This is a genomic window from Aliivibrio sp. S2TY2 (genome assembly GCF_028765525.1).
Classification (GTDB): Bacteria; Pseudomonadota; Gammaproteobacteria; order Enterobacterales; family Vibrionaceae; genus Aliivibrio; species Aliivibrio finisterrensis_A.
The window spans coordinates 75,893-92,267 of sequence record NZ_JARACS010000004.1 but is presented as its reverse complement, the minus strand read 5'-3'; the positions used below and the strand labels follow the sequence as shown (position 1 = coordinate 92,267).

The window sequence follows — 16,375 nt, the reverse complement described above, 5'->3', positions numbered from 1 at the left end:
GGTTTTATCCTTTAAAACTTGTAACCGCGGTGCAGAGCAACAATACCACCCGTTAGGTTGTAGTAGTTTGCTTGTTCAAAGCCCGCTTCTTCCATCATGCCCTTCAATGTTTCTTGATCTGGGTGCATACGAATGGATTCAGCAAGATAACGATAGCTGTCTGCATCATTTGCAATCAACTCACCCATTTTTGGTAATAGGTGAAAAGAGTACGCGTCATAAATTTTTGATAATGGCTCAAGAATTGGTTTTGAAAATTCCAGCACGAGTAGACGACCACCCGGCTTAAGCACGCGGAACATCGAACGTAATGCTTTGTCTTTGTCTGTCACATTGCGAAGACCAAAACTAATGGTAATACAATCAAAGTGATCATCTGGGAATGGCAGTTCTTCCGCATTTGCTTGTACGTAATTCACGTTACCAACAATACCCATATCGCGTAATTTGTCGCGACCAACGTTCAACATTGAGTTATTGATATCCGCTAAAATCACTTGGCCTGTATCACCAACAATACGCGAGAATTTAGCGGTAAGATCACCAGTACCACCGGCTAAATCAAGAACTTTATGACCAGGACGTACGCCACTGCAATCAATCGTGAATCGTTTCCAAACACGGTGAACACCACCAGACATAAGGTCATTCATGATGTCGTATTTTGCTGCTACAGAGTGAAATACCTCTGCAACTTTCGCTACTTTTTCGTCTTTCGCGACTGTGGTGAAGCCGAAGTGCGTTGTTTCTTCAGCCATGTTCATCTTGTCCGTCATTTTTCGTCCTCTAGAGATTGTTCGCTGAATCCCTACTCTCTGAATTCAACAGCGCTCTAGTCTACTTTATCCAAGCCATTATCACCAAGTGTTTGCAGTGTATCTGCTTCAAAAGATTGCTCAATAAATTTACGATTTATATCTCGCTTCACTTCAACGCCTAACTCTTTAAAGCTTTCTGCCTGGCGAATAAGATTGCCTCGTCCACTGGCGAGCTTATTCATTGCACCTTGGTAACTTTGGTTGGCTTTATCTAATGAGCCACCCACCGCTTCCATATCATCAACAAATAAACGCATTTTGTCGTATAACTTACTGGCGCGATCGGCAATGATTTTTGCGTTTTGGTTTTGTCTCTCGTTACGCCATAAGTTACTAATGGTTCTTAGTGCCACAAGTAACGTTGTAGGGCTTACAATTATAATGTTCTGTTCCATAGCATCTGATATCAAAGAAGGGTCAGCTTCAATTGCAACTTGGAATGCAGGCTCTACAGGAATGAACATTAAGACATAATCAAGGCTACGTAAGCCATTTAACTTATGGTAATCCTTTTTACTTAATCCGCGTAAATGAGCGCGGATAGCCATCAAGTGTTCATCCAACGCTTGCTCTTTTTGATTAAAGTCATCACTGTTAAAAAATCGCTCATACGCCACTAAGGTCATTTTTGAATCGACCACGACGTCTTTCTCATCAGGTAAGTGAACAATCACATCAGGGTAAAAACGCTTACCGTCTTCGTCATCCATACTGACTTGAGTGTCGTACTCATGGCCTTCTCGCAAACCGGACTCTTGCAATACACGAGCAAGGACCACTTCACCCCAATTGCCCTGCTGTTTGTTATCACCTTTAAGTGCGTTGGTCAGGTTTACCGCCTCTTGTGTCATTCGTTCGTTCAACTGTTGCAAGCTACGAATTTCATGCACTAAGGTGTGACGTTCTTTAGCTTCAAAACCAAAACTGTCGTTAACCTGTCTTTTAAATCCTTCTAACTGTTCTTTTAATGGTGACAACAAACCTTCTAAACTGACTTTGTTTTGCTCATCTACTGTTTTGGTTTTTTGTTCAAAAAGTTGGTTGGCTAAGTTTTCAAATTGTTGTTTTAAACGCAACTCTGCACGCTCTAGCATCTCAAGCTTTTCTTGGCTCGATTTACGCTCTTCTTCATGACGAGCTTCTTGCTCTCTCAGCTCTGCTTCAACATTCGAATTTGCTTGGCGTGAAAACTCCAATTGCTGGGTTAAATATTCTTTCTCTTTTTGGATCGAATCAAAATAGCGCAACTTTTCCATTGCTGCCATTAGGCGACCATGAGATTGTTTTTGTTCTTGTGCTAACTGATCTCTTTCGCCATCTAATTCATTCAGCGCTATTTGTTGTTTTTCTAACTGCAGATTGAGTTGGCTTAATTGAGTTGAGGCGAGTTTTTTTTCTGACTCTAATTCATGCTCTAATAAGGCTAATTCTTGCTGATTACGACTTTTTGTTAATACATGTGCAACGGCATAAGCAATGCTTGCCCCTGCAAAACCAAACAATAAATGGCCACCAAATTGATTAAAAAATTCCATAACTCACTCAATACAAAAACTTATTCTTATAGGATATTTTGATACTGGATAAATGTCCAGTTAACACTATTTTTCAAGCACAGGTACACTCCTGATCTAAATGGATTTCTAACTGAGAATAATAACAATGAATGAACGTCGTGCTTTAGGATTTGGAATCGCTGCTGTTCTATTATGGTCAACCGTCGCAACCGCTTTTAAAATCACCCTTGAGCATTTTACCCCCACTCAGATGCTAACTATCGCAAGTGCCGTCTCTATTCTTGCATTAGCGGGGGTGGCCGCTTATCAAAAAAACTTATCGAAATTAGTGGATACCTTTGTAGCCAACCCTTTGTACTACATTTTATTAGGCGCAATTAATCCACTGGCTTACTACTTAGTTCTCTTCAAGTCTTACGATTTACTACCCGCTTCTCAAGCCCAACCAATCAATTACAGCTGGGCAATTACTTTGACTTTAATGGCGGCGGTTTTTCTTGGTCAAAAAATACGTAAGCAAGATTGGATAGCCTGTGTCTTGGGCTACGCCGGGGTTATCGTTATTGCTACCAAAGGTGATGTCTTAGGCTTAGAATTTGATAGCCCTTTAGGTGTCGGTCTGGCTCTCGTTTCAACCTTATTGTGGGCAAGTTACTGGATTTTAAATGCGAAAAATAAGGCCGACCCAATTCTTGGTTTACTGCTTGGTTTTTTAGTCGCTTTGCCTGTGGCGATTGGCTTGAGTATTTATGAAGGTGCGCCTTGGGCACAAATCCCAATGAGTGGTTGGCTAGCGGTGTCTTATGTCGGTTTGTTTGAGATGGGCATAACGTTTGTATTGTGGTTATCAGCACTGCGTTTAACTAAAAATACAGCGCGTATCAGTAACCTAATTTTTGCTTCTCCTTTTATTTCGTTACTGCTGTTGGCAAACATTATTGGTGAAGAGATCCATCCATCAACCTTAATTGGTTTAATTATGATTGTGTGCGGATTATTAGTTCAACAATTTTATGGTAAGAAAAAAGAAGAAATTGCAATTGAGAATGAATAGATAGCAGCTTATCAGACACAAAAAAAGCAGCGATCATTCGCTGCTTTTTTATTGTTGTTACTTATTTAGTCAGCACACATTATTTGCTTGCTAAATAAGCTTGAAAATCTTCTAAAGAGACGCCTTCTTTGGCCATTTCTTCGGCTAATTTTTTTGTTGTTTCGCCTTTGCGCTCTTCAATTACCACTTGGAATTGGTAAATAAGATCACGCAATGTTGGTACAGACACTTGTCGTGCCGCACTTCGTACTCGTTCTTGGCTTTGATTACCAAGTTCTGAAAGAAGTCGACCAAACATGAGTTTCTCTGGCGACTCTTCCATTTGCTCTAGAACACGAGCCATTTCAATAATAGACATCGACATTGCGTGTTTTGCCCTGTTTTTATAATCAATCAATAATAATATAAGTGCTGAATATACACCGAAACGAAAACTAACTGAATATATTAAAAGTCAAAAATGCTTTATTTATGTACAAATTATGCGATTAATGGCGATTACACAAATAAAATTATTCCACGATTTTCTCTGAATGCCATACTTTTCCTTTTTTACTCAATAGAATCAGCAAGCCTGGGATAAGAAGCCACATCATTAGCGTTAAAAGCTGTGCAGAAGGGAGTGCTAATCTTTGCATTGTGCCAACAATGACGCCCGCACCACTCATTTGGAATAACCCTAATAATGCAGCAGCAGTGCCCGCTCTATCACCAAAAGGTGCTAATGCTTTACCTGCCGCCGAACCCAGTACCCATGCGAAGCCTACTGACGAGAAGAAAATCGGGATCATAAACGCCCAAGCTTGCTGAATATGTTGGAACCCTAGCATCAACCCACCTGCAGCGATGAGCACACTCAAGCCAAAAAGAAGTGCTTTTCGAGTTCCGAATCTGATCATAAATTTAGGTGCAGCAAAACACGCCGCGATATTTAATACCGCATTTACTGCAAACCAATTAGTAAACTCTTGCATTGTTAGCCCTAACTTATCAATCAGGAAAACCGGTGCAGAAGTTACGTAAGCTAAGATAACTCCCATCGCTAACATACATAAGGTTGCGTGGAATAAGAATGTTGGATGCTGTAATACCGACCAGTAGCGAGATGGGCTAATTAATCGCCCTGTTTGTACTGTATCTTTCGGTTTTGTTTCTTTGTAATTAATCGCTATCAACGCAAGAGCGACTAGTGCAAAACCAGCCATAAAACTGAAGTTTGAACGCCAACCAAAATGAATGGTTAAGTAACTGCCCAAAATAGGGGCTAATGCCGGTATAAAACAGATAGCTCCGTTAAGGTAACTGATCATTCGGCCACTTTTTTCTGCACCAAATGAATCGCGAACCGAAGCAAAGGCAGCAACTGACGTCGCACATGCACCAAAACCTTGCAGCAATCGAGCAACTAATAGCATTTCCATCTCTTGAGCTGAATACGCAAGAGCCGCACTCAAGCCATAAATGACAATACCCGTTAAAGCAATTGGACGACGCCCATAACGGTCAGCAAGTGGACCTGCGAACAACTGACCAAGGCCCATACTAAACATAAACCAAGTAATCGTATCTTGACCTAACGTTGGCGCTACTTGAAACTCGCTTACCATCATAGGTAAAGCAGGAAGATATATATCGATAGCTAATGGGCTAAATAAAACCAAAATAACCATTAACGTAATAATTTTTTTATCTGATTGTTGTATTGGTAATGCTGAAACTGGCGTGTGCATGTATAACTCCTAAAATAGTCCGTGGAGTGTACGTAATTAGAGATATGAACAGAAATGGTTTATATTCAGATCTAACATTCTATTTTGGAATATCTCTATGTTTTTTGAAAAACTGAGCAAAGTCGACCTCAATTTATTGCTTACACTTCATCTATTGTTGGAAGAAAAAAGCGTTACACGTGCAGCGCAGCGTCTTTGTTTAAGCCAGTCTGCGGTCAGTAAAAACTTAGCTAAACTGCGGGAACAATTTAATGACCCTCTGTTTACTCGTACTGCTTATGGCCTACTACCCACAGCCAAAGCTCGTAATCTTCAGCGACAACTGCAAACCTTATTAAGTCATTTGGAAAGCATCACAGAATCAGCCACCTTTGAGCCTCAGCGCAGTCATTATCGTTTTCGTGTCGGTTTAGTGGAGAGTACCTATCCATTGCTTTTACCACACTTCATGTCTTACATTTTAAATGAAGCGCCGAATGTCATGCTAGATACCCACGCCTGGGATACCAATACTCTAAAGAAACTGCAATCAGGCGAAATGGACATTGGTATTACCGGGAAAGATCTCGATCCAAAATACGCAAACATCACGATGCAAATGCCTGCTGATATTCGAGGCCAAGAGATTTATCGAGACAGTCAAATGTGCTTGGTTCGCCAAGACCATCCGGTACTCACTCAAGAGTGGACATTAGATACTTATCTTCAACAACGTCACGTTCAAGTGCGTTGTGATGGTAAAGACCAATGGCTGCTTGATTACAAACTTGCCGATAAAGGACTTGAACGAAGCATTGGTATTATCGTCCCTGACTTTAATAGCGCAGCCAGTTTATGCACCCATACCGACTTAGTGTTCACCGCGCCAAGTCATTTTATTAAACTTATCGCCAAGCAACTCAATTTGGTTGTATTGCCTCTACCAACAGAGCTGCCCCAAATGGCCTACACGCTCTTTTGGCACCAACAAAAAGACAATGATGCTGCCAATTGTTGGCTACGCAATATCATAATCAGCCACTGTAAAGATTTATCAGCATCAACAATTGCAGATACGCAATAAAAGCGCTAGGTTATAGCTCAATCATATAACTATGCTTCTGCCTCGGAACGATACGGACAGAACAATAATAAGGACAATCCAGATGCATCCTCAAACTTCTCAACGCATAGAGCAACTTCGCTCTTGGCTTGCTCAACAAGATTTCGACGCCCTTATCATTCCACATGAAGATGAATTTTTAGGCGAGTACATTCCTGAGCATAACGAACGTCTATTGTGGGCAACAGGGTTTACTGGCTCTGCTGGTGCTGCGGTTATCACCAAAGATAAAGCCGCTATTTTTGTTGATGGCCGTTACACGGTTCAAGTTCGTAAACAAGTACCTGCAGAAGTGTTTGAATATCGTCACCTTCATGAAGAGCCGCTATTAGAGTGGATTAAAGATACGTTAACTACGAATGCTAAAGTGGCTATTGATCCTCGCATGCACACCGCACTATGGCTTAAGAGTGCAACAAAAACCGTTGAAGGTTTTGTCACACTCGAAACGGTCAGCGAAAATCCAATCGACTTAATTTGGAATGACCGTCCTGAGGTAAAAGTCTCTGATGTTCGTTTAATGAAATTAGCTCTAGTAGGCCAATCAAGCGCCGATAAACGTCAAGAAATAGCCAAAGAAGTAACAAAGAAAAATGCAGATGCGGCACTATTAACGCAATTAGATTCAATTTGTTGGTTACTGAACGTGCGTGGTTTAGACGTATCTCGCCTTCCAGTATTGCTTTCTCATGCGATTATTCACGCAGATGAAACCGTGGATTTCTTCTTAGATCCGAACCGCCTTCCTGCAGAGTTTGACGCTCATGTAGGTAACGGTGTTCGTGTTCACAAACCAGAAGCACTTCAATCAATTCTACAATCACTTACTGGTAAAAAAGTGTTAGTTGATTCAGCAACCTCAAACGCATGGATGTCATTAGTATTATCTGATGCAGATGCAGAAATCATTGAAGCGTCAGATCCATGTTTACTACCAAAAGCCGCTAAAAACGAAACAGAAAAGGCTGGCATGAAAGCGTGTCATATTCGTGATGGCGTTGCGATGGTGAAATTTTTAACTTGGTTTGACGCTGAGATCGAAGCGGGCAATCTACATGACGAAGCGGTACTTGCTGATAAACTTCAAGGTTTCCGAGAGGAGGATGCAACCTTAGCTGATTTAAGTTTTGACACCATTTCAGCAGCAGCCGGCAATGCAGCAATGTGCCACTACAATCATGAAAACCAACCTGAACCAGGTAAGCTACAAATGAACAGCTTATACCTTGTTGATTCAGGCGGTCAGTACCCAGATGGCACAACAGACATTACTCGTACCTTGCCAGTAGGTACACCAAGTGATGACATCAAGCAGCAATTTACTTTGGTGTTAAAAGGCCACATTGGTTTGGCTTCTGCTCGCTTCCCTAAAGGAACTTGCGGTCATCAACTAGATATCCTTGCTCGCCAGCATTTATGGGCTCAAGGCTACGATTACGATCACGGTACGGGTCACGGTGTTGGTCACTTCCTAAGTGTTCACGAAGGACCTCAACGTATTGCTAAAGTAGTCAACAACACCGCTCTTATCCCAGGAATGGTGTTATCTAATGAGCCTGGTTATTATCGTGCAGATGAGTTTGGTATCCGTATTGAGAACTTAGAGCTGGTCGTTGAAATCGAAACTCAAGGTGATTTCTCAGTTCTTGGTTTTGAATCTTTAACTCGTTGTCCTATCGATAAGCGTTTAATCAATGTTGATATGTTGAACCGCCCAGAACTTACTTGGCTAAACAACTATCACCAGAAAGTGTGGGATGATGTTAGTCCTCTTGTTGATGGTGAAGTAAAAGAATGGCTTAAACAAGCGACTGCTGAATTACGCTACGAAAGCTAATCAATTAAAGCACAATAAAGAAAATGCCACGTATCTATTGCATAGAAGAGTAAATGTATAGAAGAGCAAACGTGGCATTTTTACTTAAAAATCTCTTAAGGGATAAAACAATCATTTATCCCTTGATGTTTCACGTGAAACATCAACTTGAATAGCTTCTATCCCAATCTTTCCAAACTGGTTCAAACCCCCTTGCTTGTACAGCTAAAGAAACAGATTCAGCAGATCGTTCATCACTAATAGAAAACTGCTCAAGCTCTTGGTCATCATTTGCATAACCACCCGGTTGTGTTTTCGATGCCGCTGATATTGACGTTATCCCCAAAGGCAACACATTATCTCTAAAGTGTGCCGACTCTCGAGTAGACAATGACAGTTCAACCTCTGGGTTTAACAACCGATAAGCACAAATTAATTGCACCAGTTGTTTGTCACTCATGATTGATTTAGGTTGGAGTGCACCTTCACATGGTCGCAATCTTGGAAAAGAAATAGAGTAACGAGTCTGCCAATATCGACGCTCTAAGTAGTCCAAATGCGCCGCCACAAAAAAACAATCCGTTCGCCACTCTTCTAAACCGATAAGCGCACCAATACCTATTTTGTCTATGCCCGCTTTTGCTAATCTATCTGGTGTTTCTAAGCGATATTGAAAGTCCATTTTATTTCCACGAAGATGATGTTCTGCATACGTCGATGGATGATACGTTTCTTGATACACCATTACCGCATCCAACCCTAAGGTTTTTAATTCTGCATACTCTTCTTGTTCAAGAGGCTGAACTTCCATCGCAAGGTAATTAAACGACTGCTTTATCTGTGGTAGTGTTTGACGAAAATAATTCATTCCAACTTTAGTTTCGTGCTCTCCTGTAACCAAAAGCACACTATCAAAGTTCATCGTTTTAATTGCTGCCATTTCTTGTGCTATTTCATCTTGATTAAGTGTCTTTCTCTTAATTCGATTCTCCATTGAAAAACCACAATAAGTACATGCGTTGGCACATAGATTAGAAAGATACAGAGGAATATAAAAACCAATCGTGTGACCAAATCGCTGACGAGTTAAACGGGCAGATTCTTGAGCCATTTGTTCAAGGTATCTTTCTGCTGCTGGAGAAACTAATGCTTTAAAGTCTTCTAGATCCCGCTTGGGTTTATTCAACGCCCTTTCAACATCATGATAAGTTTTGCTATAGATGGAGAGTTTAACCTCATCCCAATTTAACTTTTTCCATTCATCAGTAAATGTCATTTCATTCACCTTAATCAAGAAATGCCGTTAATGGACTAGAAGCAACCGCTTGGGTATTTACGGGCGCTAAGCCATTCTCGTAAGCTAATCGACCAGATTGCACCGCTAACTTAAAGGCGGTCGCCATTGCGATTGGATTTCTTGCAGCTGCAATCGCCGTGTTCACAAGAACAGCATCAGCACCAAGTTCCATCGCAAAAGCCGCATGTGATGGCGCACCAATGCCAGCATCAACCACAACAGGCACTCGTGATTGGTCGATAATAATCTCTAAAAAATCGCGACTGACAATGCCTTTATTTGAACCAATCGGCGCACCTAGTGGCATTACCGCAGCGCAACCTACTTCTTCTAATCGCTTGCACAACACCGGATCAGCATGACAATAAGGCAAGACAACAAACCCTTGCCTCACTAGCTCTTCTGCTGCTTTTAGTGTTTCAATTGGGTCTGGCATTAAGTACTTAGGGTCTGGATGAATTTCTAATTTTAGCCAGTTTGTTCCCAATGCTTCACGCGCCAGTTGTGCGGCAAAGATTGCCTCATGAGCATTTTTAGCACCAGACGTATTGGGTAATAAGTGAATTCCAACATCTACTATGGGTTTTAAAATATTGTCTGCTGGGTTATTCACCTCAACACGCTTTAACGCCATGGTTGATAATTCAGAACCAGATTCGATGAGTGCTTTTTGCATGATCTCTGAATTAGGAAATTTTCCTGTCCCTGTAAATAAACGCGAACTAAACGTCTTATCTCCAATGGTTAATAAGTCACTCATGTTAGCCCCCTGCGATAGCTTGAAATAAAGAGATGGATTCACCCTGCGATAACCCACGCTTTTGCCATTCCGATCTCGGTATTATCTGATTACTGATCGCGATAGCACACCCTTGTGTATTAATGCCATGGTGTTCTAAAAATGAAGCCATAGTATGGGATGCTTCAACTCGGTAAGTCACACCATTAAGTTCTATTGAAATTAAATCACTCATGACAAGCCTCTCCCGTTGAGTATGTTTCACGTGAAACATCATTGCTTACTGTTGAAGAACAGATTGAACATTGATTGTCTTTTGGAATTTTTATCGATGTCCAACTTAAAGATCGACCATCAAACTGATGAATTGAGTCCCACTTCATGTAACTCGGTTGTGTAAGATATTTAATGGTTTCTAATGCCTGTAGGTTTCCTATCATGCCTACCACCGGACCCACAATTCCGAACGACTGACAGTTTTGTGTTTGGTGGCTTTCGGCAAAAGGAAATAAGCAGTGATAGCAAGAGGTGTTATTTTCCGTAACCTGATTTGAAAACAGCATTAACTGCCCTTGCCAACCAATTGCTGCACCTGAAATAAGAGGAACATTATGCTTCACACACGCCGCGTTAATTTCATGTCGTGTCGGCAAATTATCAGAACAATCCAAAACCACATCCACTTGGTTAATAAAGCGAGATAATTCTGGCTCTGTTAACTTGTGACTGATCACTTCAATATGAGTTGTACCGTTCAGCCCTTTAAGTTGCTGCGCCATTGCCATTGCTTTATTTTGATTTAGGTTGTTATCGCGATAGACCACTTGGCGCTGTAAGTTGCTTAACTCAAGCTTGTCTCCATCGGCAATAATTAATGTACCGATACCAGAAGCGGATAAATACATTCCAACCGAAGAGCCTAGTCCGCCACAACCGACTATCAGAACCGTACTATTTCTTAATGTGACTTGCCCTTTTTCACCAATGTCCGGCAACATAATTTGACGGCTATAACGCAGAAAATCTTGGTCACTTAACCCTTCCATTAGCTGGTTACTCATGAGTAACCTCCTGTTGGTTTACTTTTCTTGGTTTCGCAATAATGGCGTTAAATTGAGATACCGCTTGGGGAATATCTTCAGCTTGAGTTATAGCGCGAACCACAGCAATACTGTCTACACCGGTTTGCCAAACATCTTCAGCTACGGATAAATCAATACCGCCAATCGCAACGGTCGGAGTGTCTCCAGCTAATTGTTGATTCTTTGCAAGATTGGTTAAACCTTGTGGTTGTGATGGCATATCTTTCGTTGGTGTCGGGAAAATATGGCCCAGCGCTAAATAGCTTGGATTTAATGCTTTTACTTTTAGTAACTCTCTATCATCGTGTGTGGATAATCCAAGACAAATACTGGCATCAGAAATAGCCTGTAAATCGGCAATTTCTATGTCTTCTTGTCCCAGATGAATACCAAATGCCTTATGCTTAATGGCTAATTGCCAATAGTCATTGATGAACACTTGAGCATCGTATTCTCGTCCAAGTTTAATCGCTTTGATAATCTGTTGCTCTAAATCGGTTTGTTCCGAATCCTTAATTCTCAGTTGGATTGTCTTTACATCAAGTTTTAATAACACCTCAATCCATGACACATCATCAACCACGGGATACAGGCCAAACTTACTTTTATCAATTCTAGGGAACGCAAACATCGCAGTCTCACTTCAATTCCGTACACAAAAGATAAGAGATGTTCCACGTGAAACACCCCTTACTATCTCGTTATTCAGCTTCTACCGCTGGATGATAAAGTTCAGAACCTGACGCTTTAAACTCTTCTGATTTCTGACGCATTCCCTCTAGAGGATCATCAATCATGTTGATCTCAATCGCTTGGTCTAATGCGACTTGATCGATATCTTTAGCGTACTCACGAACCTCTTGTGAGATTTTCATTGAACAGAATTTAGGCCCACACATTGAACAGAAATGAGCGACTTTGCCCGACTCTTGCGGTAAGGTTTCATCGTGATATTCACGTGCAGTGATAGGATCTAGTGATAGATTAAACTGGTCTTCCCAGCGGAATTCAAAACGAGCTTTTGATAATGCGTTATCACGAATTTGTGCCCCCGGATGGCCTTTGGCTAAGTCACCTGCATGAGCGGCTAACTTATAAGTTATTAATCCCGTTTTAACATCGTCTTTGTTTGGTAATCCTAAATGTTCTTTTGGCGTTACATAACACAACATGGCACAGCCATACCAACCAATCATGGCAGCACCAATACCTGAAGTAATGTGATCATACCCAGGTGCAATATCTGTCGTTAATGGACCTAATGTATAGAATGGTGCTTCATGACAATGTTTAAGTTGCTCGTCCATGTTCTCTTTAATCATGTGCATAGGAACATGGCCGGGGCCTTCGATAATGACTTGAACATCGTAATCCCACGCAACTTTAGTTAACTCGCCTAACGTTCTTAATTCAGCAAATTGCGCTTCGTCATTAGCGTCAGCAATAGAGCCCGGACGCAATCCATCACCCAAGGATAAGGCTACATCGTATTTAGCACAGATTTCACAGATCTCACGGAAATGGGTATATAGGAAACTTTCTTGGTGATGAGCCAAACACCACTTCGCAATGATTGAGCCACCGCGCGAAACAATCCCGGTTACGCGTTTTGCTGTCATTGGTACATAACGAAGCAGTAAACCTGCGTGAATGGTAAAGTAATCGACGCCCTGTTCTGCCTGCTCGATTAAGGTATCTCGCATCACTTCCCAATTAAGATTTTCGGCTACACCGTTTACTTTTTCTAGCGCTTGGTACATAGGAACCGTGCCAATTGGGACAGGGCTATTACGTAGAATCCACTCACGGGTTTCATGAATATTTCGGCCCGTAGATAAATCCATAACCGTATCACCGCCCCAACGCGTTGACCAAACTAGCTTCTCCACTTCTTCTTCAATCGATGAGCTCACTGACGAGTTACCAATATTGGCGTTAACTTTTATTAAGAAATTACGGCCGATAATCATTGGTTCTGCTTCTGGATGGTTTATGTTTGATGGGATAATTGCGCGCCCTTCAGCAACCTCTTTACGCACAAATTCAGGTGTGATTTCTTTTGGTAAGTTAGCTCCAAAACTATGTCCAGGGTGTTGATGGTTTAACTGCTCATCAGCGAATTTCTGGCGACCCATATTTTCACGGATAGCTATATATTCCATTTCAGGTGTGATTATTCCCTGACGCGCATAATGCAGTTGAGTAACACATTGACCTTGTTTAGCGCGACGAATCGTTGGGAGGTTTCCATAACGAAGTTCATCAAGGGTTTCATCCGCTAAACGCTCTTGCGAATAAACGGAACTAACGCCATCAAGCAACTCGGTATCATTTCGCTCTTCAATCCAACGCTCACGAAGTTTTGGTAATCCTTGGTATACATCGATATCGTAGCTTGGATCGGTATACACACCCGAAGTGTCATAAACTTGAATCGGCTCATTAGGCTCAAGAATTGGCGTTTCTTTAGTTCCACCAACTAAGCTATCTGCCAGTGAAATTTCACGCATAGGTACGCGGATATCAGGGCGAGATCCTTCAATATAAACTTTTTTTGAGTTTGGGTATGGTTGAACCGATAAAGATTCAATATTAGTTTTAGCATCTAAACGTGCTTGTTTGCGACTTGACGACATAGCAAAATTCCTTGATAAAAATAGAATAATTGCTTGTCGGATTTGAGTTGTAGAAAGAGGTTCTTAGTATGAGATACAACGAGAGTAAGCCTGCGTATTTATATGCGATGAATTAAACAAATAAACTAAAGCTAAAATTCAGCTGCGATTTATCATTAAATAATTCGATTAGTGGCTAACATACTAAGATAAAAATTATCTCTTGTTCCCTTCGCAGGTATTAGCCTGATCAGGTTCTACGGATCCCGCAATGCGGTCTCAGCTCGTACTTTAAAAAGCACTAAGCACTCCGACAAGTTTCTTTCAGATCTTTGAATCAAAATCTGAACGTCTTCGGAGTATAAAGAAAGTATGCAAGAAATGAAATGGAAGAGAAAAAAGTTATCAAGTGGTTGGCTGAGTTTGTGAGTGAACGCATATTGAGCTTTGTATGTAACAATTCATATTGAACCTTGTGTGCTTCGTAGCAAAAAACCACCTTTGTCATCCGCAGCTCTTACACCACCAAATACAATGTTCTTTTTTGTGGAGAAGCACATTAGGTTCTAAACACACCATCATTACATATTAAACCTTGTGTGCTTCGCAGCAAAAAACCACCTTTGTCATCCGTAGATCTTACATCTACAAATACAGTGTTCTTTTTTGTGGAGAAGCACATTAGGTTCTAATCTAGATAAACCACCATGTTTCACGTGAAACTATTTGTCCTTTTTAGTTAGCTTATTCGCTAAATGTTTTAACCATGAAGAATTATATTCACGATATGACCCAATTTTATTAGAGCCATCATGATCACGTCCATGCACTAATGTTTTAGACACCGCAACGCGTTGTGAAGAATAAATACCCGTATGGCCACTAAAGTAATACGCGGTATAACACGCTAAGGCAAAGTAAGGTAAGTAATCCGCACCAAACAACTCAACCCCCATTATCGTACACGCTAATGGCGTATTGGTTGCCGCAGCAAATACGGCTAAGAAACCTAATGCTGCAAACAAATCAACTGGAGCACCCAAAACCCAAGCAAGGAAATTACCCAAAGTCGCACCAACAAAGAACAGAGGTGTTACCTCACCACCTTTATACCCTGCCGCTAATGTGATCGCCGTTAAGAGTAGTTTTAAAATCCAACTATACCACTCAGCACCACCAGCACTGAATGCCGAAGTAATACTCACTCCACCATCACGACTTGGATAAACACCAATACCAATGTAATCGTAATTACCAATTAACTGCGTAATGGCAATAACCATTAAGCCACCTACAACTACGATTAAATATGGGTTTTTAAGCGTGGCATTAAATAGATCTTTAAAGCCGTGAGTTAACTCACCAAATAAATAACCCGCTAAACCAAAGCCAATCGCAGCAATGATTACTTTAGCCATTAATACCAAATCAATATCAACCGTATGACCAAACAAGGTACTAACCTGATCAAAGCTAATTAAATAATGGGTGTGATGAGCACCCCAAGCAGAAGCGACTACATTAGCTAAGATAGCGGCCAATAACGCAGGAATAATCGCATTAAACTTAATACGACCAATAAACAACACTTCAAGCGCAAAGATAGCGCCAGTAAAAGGCGTTCCAAAAATAGACGCAAAACCCGCAGCCACACCCGCAGTTAACATCATTCGTCTATCATCTTCAGACAGCTTAAATACTTTAGATAGCCAATCCGTTGTAGCACCACCGATTTGAACTGCCGTCCCTTCACGACCTGCTGAACCACCGAATAAATGGGTAATAACCGTAGTAAATAACACCAGTGGTCCCATTCGAACCGGTACACCCTCACCCGCTTGATGAATTTCATCCATGATTAGGTTATTACCGCCCGCAGAATTCTTACCCCAATTACGATAGCTGTATACAATAACCAAACCAGCTAGAGGTAGAAGATAAATAAGCCAAGGGTTAGCAATACGGGCTTGAGTCGCTTCGCTTAATAGCCAAAGAAAAAAAGCATTAAATGAACCGACCAATAGAGCAACAGGTAGAATTAATAATGACCAGCGTGCGACTTGAAATAAGTTTTGAAAATTTCGATTAAGTGGATGTGCCATGAATTTCTATCTTTTAATAATGGTTAATCAAAAGGATAGACGATCTTAGAAGAGAAGAGAAATAACAAGCAGCTCTACTATAGACAGATCTATCCCAATACGATCAAAATCACTGATCAGGATAACGCTACAGTAGGAATCATTATCTCTAAATTAGAGCGGTTAAAGGTGGAAATCCATCACCCGTGACTGACATTGGAATCAATCAACAAAACAAATGCTACTCCTATCATTTATAAATGGCAAATAAAAAAGGCACACCAACTTAGGTATGCCTTTTCAAAACTATTCAGTAAATCATTTACCAAGTTAATACCGGAGTGTAACCACTCACCATGTTTGCCATTTTAGTATTAACGTTTTCGAATCCTTTCCAAAGTTTTTTTGTTACTGCTGTTTTCTTTGTTCTTGGTTGCTGTCTGCCATACATTTCTTCGTTAAGCATTTTTTTTGCAGCCATTTGACCAAGATAAACAGAACCTAAATCGTAACCCATTTAAACA

General features: G+C 41.0%; 14 protein-coding genes, 1 pseudogene and 2 riboswitches. Of the genes and pseudogenes, 3 read left to right on the top strand and 12 right to left on the bottom strand.

The window, feature by feature from the left end; translation table 11 throughout:
- Window positions 1-11: 11 nt before the first annotated feature.
- Together ubiE and rmuC are read right to left on the bottom strand one after the other, a co-directional pair.
- On the bottom strand, window positions 12-776 hold the full coding sequence (ubiE, locus tag PVK63_RS08595; protein WP_130045799.1) for a bifunctional demethylmenaquinone methyltransferase/2-methoxy-6-polyprenyl-1,4-benzoquinol methylase UbiE: 765 nt from the start codon (window positions 774-776) through the stop codon (window positions 12-14).
- A 56-nt stretch (window positions 777-832) separates the two neighbouring features.
- Window positions 833-2,353: a DNA recombination protein RmuC gene (rmuC, locus tag PVK63_RS08590; protein ID WP_130048505.1), complete on the bottom strand. Its 1,521-nt coding sequence runs from the start codon at window positions 2,351-2,353 to the stop codon at window positions 833-835.
- 127 nt (window positions 2,354-2,480) lie between these two features.
- Between rmuC and PVK63_RS08585 the strand changes: the two genes are divergently transcribed.
- The gene (locus PVK63_RS08585; RefSeq protein WP_130087456.1) at window positions 2,481-3,389 is read left to right on the top strand and encodes a DMT family transporter; all 909 of its coding nucleotides are present in this window, start codon (window positions 2,481-2,483) and stop codon (window positions 3,387-3,389) included.
- Between the two features lie 79 nt (window positions 3,390-3,468).
- Here PVK63_RS08585 and tsrA read toward each other — a convergent pair whose 3' ends face one another.
- Entirely contained in the window at window positions 3,469-3,753 is a 285-nt protein-coding gene (gene tsrA, locus PVK63_RS08580; RefSeq protein ID WP_130045796.1) for an H-NS-like global regulator TsrA, read from the bottom strand.
- A gap of 148 nt (window positions 3,754-3,901) precedes the next feature.
- Entirely contained in the window at window positions 3,902-5,119 is a 1,218-nt protein-coding gene (locus PVK63_RS08575) for a multidrug effflux MFS transporter (protein ID WP_130045795.1), read from the bottom strand.
- A gap of 97 nt (window positions 5,120-5,216) precedes the next feature.
- On the opposite strand from PVK63_RS08575, the gene PVK63_RS08570 reads away from it, so the two are divergent.
- Together PVK63_RS08570 and PVK63_RS08565 are read left to right on the top strand one after the other, a co-directional pair.
- A complete protein-coding gene (locus PVK63_RS08570) occupies window positions 5,217-6,182 on the top strand; it encodes a LysR family transcriptional regulator (protein WP_130087458.1) in 966 nt (321 codons plus the stop codon).
- Between the two features lie 82 nt (window positions 6,183-6,264).
- On the top strand, window positions 6,265-8,058 hold the full coding sequence (locus PVK63_RS08565) for an aminopeptidase P family protein (RefSeq protein ID WP_274440335.1): 1,794 nt from the start codon (window positions 6,265-6,267) through the stop codon (window positions 8,056-8,058).
- A gap of 142 nt (window positions 8,059-8,200) precedes the next feature.
- On the opposite strand, the gene thiH is transcribed toward PVK63_RS08565, so the two are convergent.
- The 8 genes and pseudogenes from thiH to PVK63_RS08525 all read right to left on the bottom strand — a co-directional run bounded on the left by thiH (window position 8,201) and on the right by PVK63_RS08525 (window position 16,368).
- Window positions 8,201-9,313, bottom strand: a complete 1,113-nt coding sequence (gene thiH / locus PVK63_RS08560; RefSeq protein ID WP_274440336.1) for a 2-iminoacetate synthase ThiH — start codon at window positions 9,311-9,313, stop codon at window positions 8,201-8,203.
- A gap of 10 nt (window positions 9,314-9,323) precedes the next feature.
- Window positions 9,324-10,094 (bottom strand): thiazole synthase, encoded by a 771-nt coding sequence (locus PVK63_RS08555; protein WP_130087464.1) that lies wholly within the window; start codon window positions 10,092-10,094, stop codon window positions 9,324-9,326.
- A gap of 1 nt (window position 10,095) precedes the next feature.
- Complete coding sequence (thiS, locus tag PVK63_RS08550; protein ID WP_130087466.1) at window positions 10,096-10,308, bottom strand: sulfur carrier protein ThiS; 213 nt, start codon at window positions 10,306-10,308, stop codon at window positions 10,096-10,098.
- Complete coding sequence (locus PVK63_RS08545; protein ID WP_130087468.1) at window positions 10,301-11,134, bottom strand: HesA/MoeB/ThiF family protein; 834 nt, start codon at window positions 11,132-11,134, stop codon at window positions 10,301-10,303. The genes thiS and PVK63_RS08545 overlap by 8 nt, the downstream gene beginning before the upstream one ends.
- Window positions 11,127-11,789 (bottom strand): annotated as a pseudogene (gene thiE, locus PVK63_RS08540) (thiamine phosphate synthase); the annotation flags it as partial. The gene PVK63_RS08545 and the pseudogene thiE, both read right to left, overlap by 8 nt.
- Window positions 11,790-11,856: 67 nt before the next feature.
- Entirely contained in the window at window positions 11,857-13,791 is a 1,935-nt protein-coding gene (thiC, locus tag PVK63_RS08535; protein ID WP_130087472.1) for a phosphomethylpyrimidine synthase ThiC, read from the bottom strand.
- A gap of 189 nt (window positions 13,792-13,980) precedes the next feature.
- Window positions 13,981-14,093: riboswitch (TPP riboswitch) on the bottom strand.
- 399 nt (window positions 14,094-14,492) lie between these two features.
- Window positions 14,493-15,872: a voltage-gated chloride channel family protein gene (locus PVK63_RS08530; protein WP_130087474.1), complete on the bottom strand. Its 1,380-nt coding sequence runs from the start codon at window positions 15,870-15,872 to the stop codon at window positions 14,493-14,495.
- A gap of 126 nt (window positions 15,873-15,998) precedes the next feature.
- Window positions 15,999-16,065, bottom strand: a riboswitch (Fluoride riboswitch).
- Window positions 16,066-16,173: 108 nt separating this feature from the next.
- The gene (locus tag PVK63_RS08525) at window positions 16,174-16,368 is read right to left on the bottom strand and encodes a hypothetical protein (RefSeq protein WP_130087476.1); all 195 of its coding nucleotides are present in this window, start codon (window positions 16,366-16,368) and stop codon (window positions 16,174-16,176) included.
- Window positions 16,369-16,375 lie beyond the last annotated feature (7 nt).

Coding starts and splice junctions, on each gene's coding strand:
- PVK63_RS08570 (WP_130087458.1), top strand. CDS start 5,217: ATGTTTTTTGAAAAACTGAGCAAAGTCGACCTCAATTTATTGCTTACA.
- PVK63_RS08575 (WP_130045795.1), bottom strand. CDS start 5,119: ATGCACACGCCAGTTTCAGCATTACCAATACAACAATCAGATAAAAAA.
- PVK63_RS08545 (WP_130087468.1), bottom strand. CDS start 11,134: ATGAGTAACCAGCTAATGGAAGGGTTAAGTGACCAAGATTTTCTGCGT.
- thiS (WP_130087466.1), bottom strand. CDS start 10,308: ATGAGTGATTTAATTTCAATAGAACTTAATGGTGTGACTTACCGAGTT.
- PVK63_RS08565 (WP_274440335.1), top strand. CDS start 6,265: ATGCATCCTCAAACTTCTCAACGCATAGAGCAACTTCGCTCTTGGCTT.
- PVK63_RS08585 (WP_130087456.1), top strand. CDS start 2,481: ATGAATGAACGTCGTGCTTTAGGATTTGGAATCGCTGCTGTTCTATTA.
- tsrA (WP_130045796.1), bottom strand. CDS start 3,753: ATGTCGATGTCTATTATTGAAATGGCTCGTGTTCTAGAGCAAATGGAA.
- PVK63_RS08525 (WP_130087476.1), bottom strand. CDS start 16,368: ATGGGTTACGATTTAGGTTCTGTTTATCTTGGTCAAATGGCTGCAAAA.
- ubiE (WP_130045799.1), bottom strand. CDS start 776: ATGACGGACAAGATGAACATGGCTGAAGAAACAACGCACTTCGGCTTC.
- PVK63_RS08530 (WP_130087474.1), bottom strand. CDS start 15,872: ATGGCACATCCACTTAATCGAAATTTTCAAAACTTATTTCAAGTCGCA.
- thiC (WP_130087472.1), bottom strand. CDS start 13,791: ATGTCGTCAAGTCGCAAACAAGCACGTTTAGATGCTAAAACTAATATT.
- thiH (WP_274440336.1), bottom strand. CDS start 9,313: ATGACATTTACTGATGAATGGAAAAAGTTAAATTGGGATGAGGTTAAA.
- rmuC (WP_130048505.1), bottom strand. CDS start 2,353: ATGGAATTTTTTAATCAATTTGGTGGCCATTTATTGTTTGGTTTTGCA.
- PVK63_RS08555 (WP_130087464.1), bottom strand. CDS start 10,094: ATGAGTGACTTATTAACCATTGGAGATAAGACGTTTAGTTCGCGTTTA.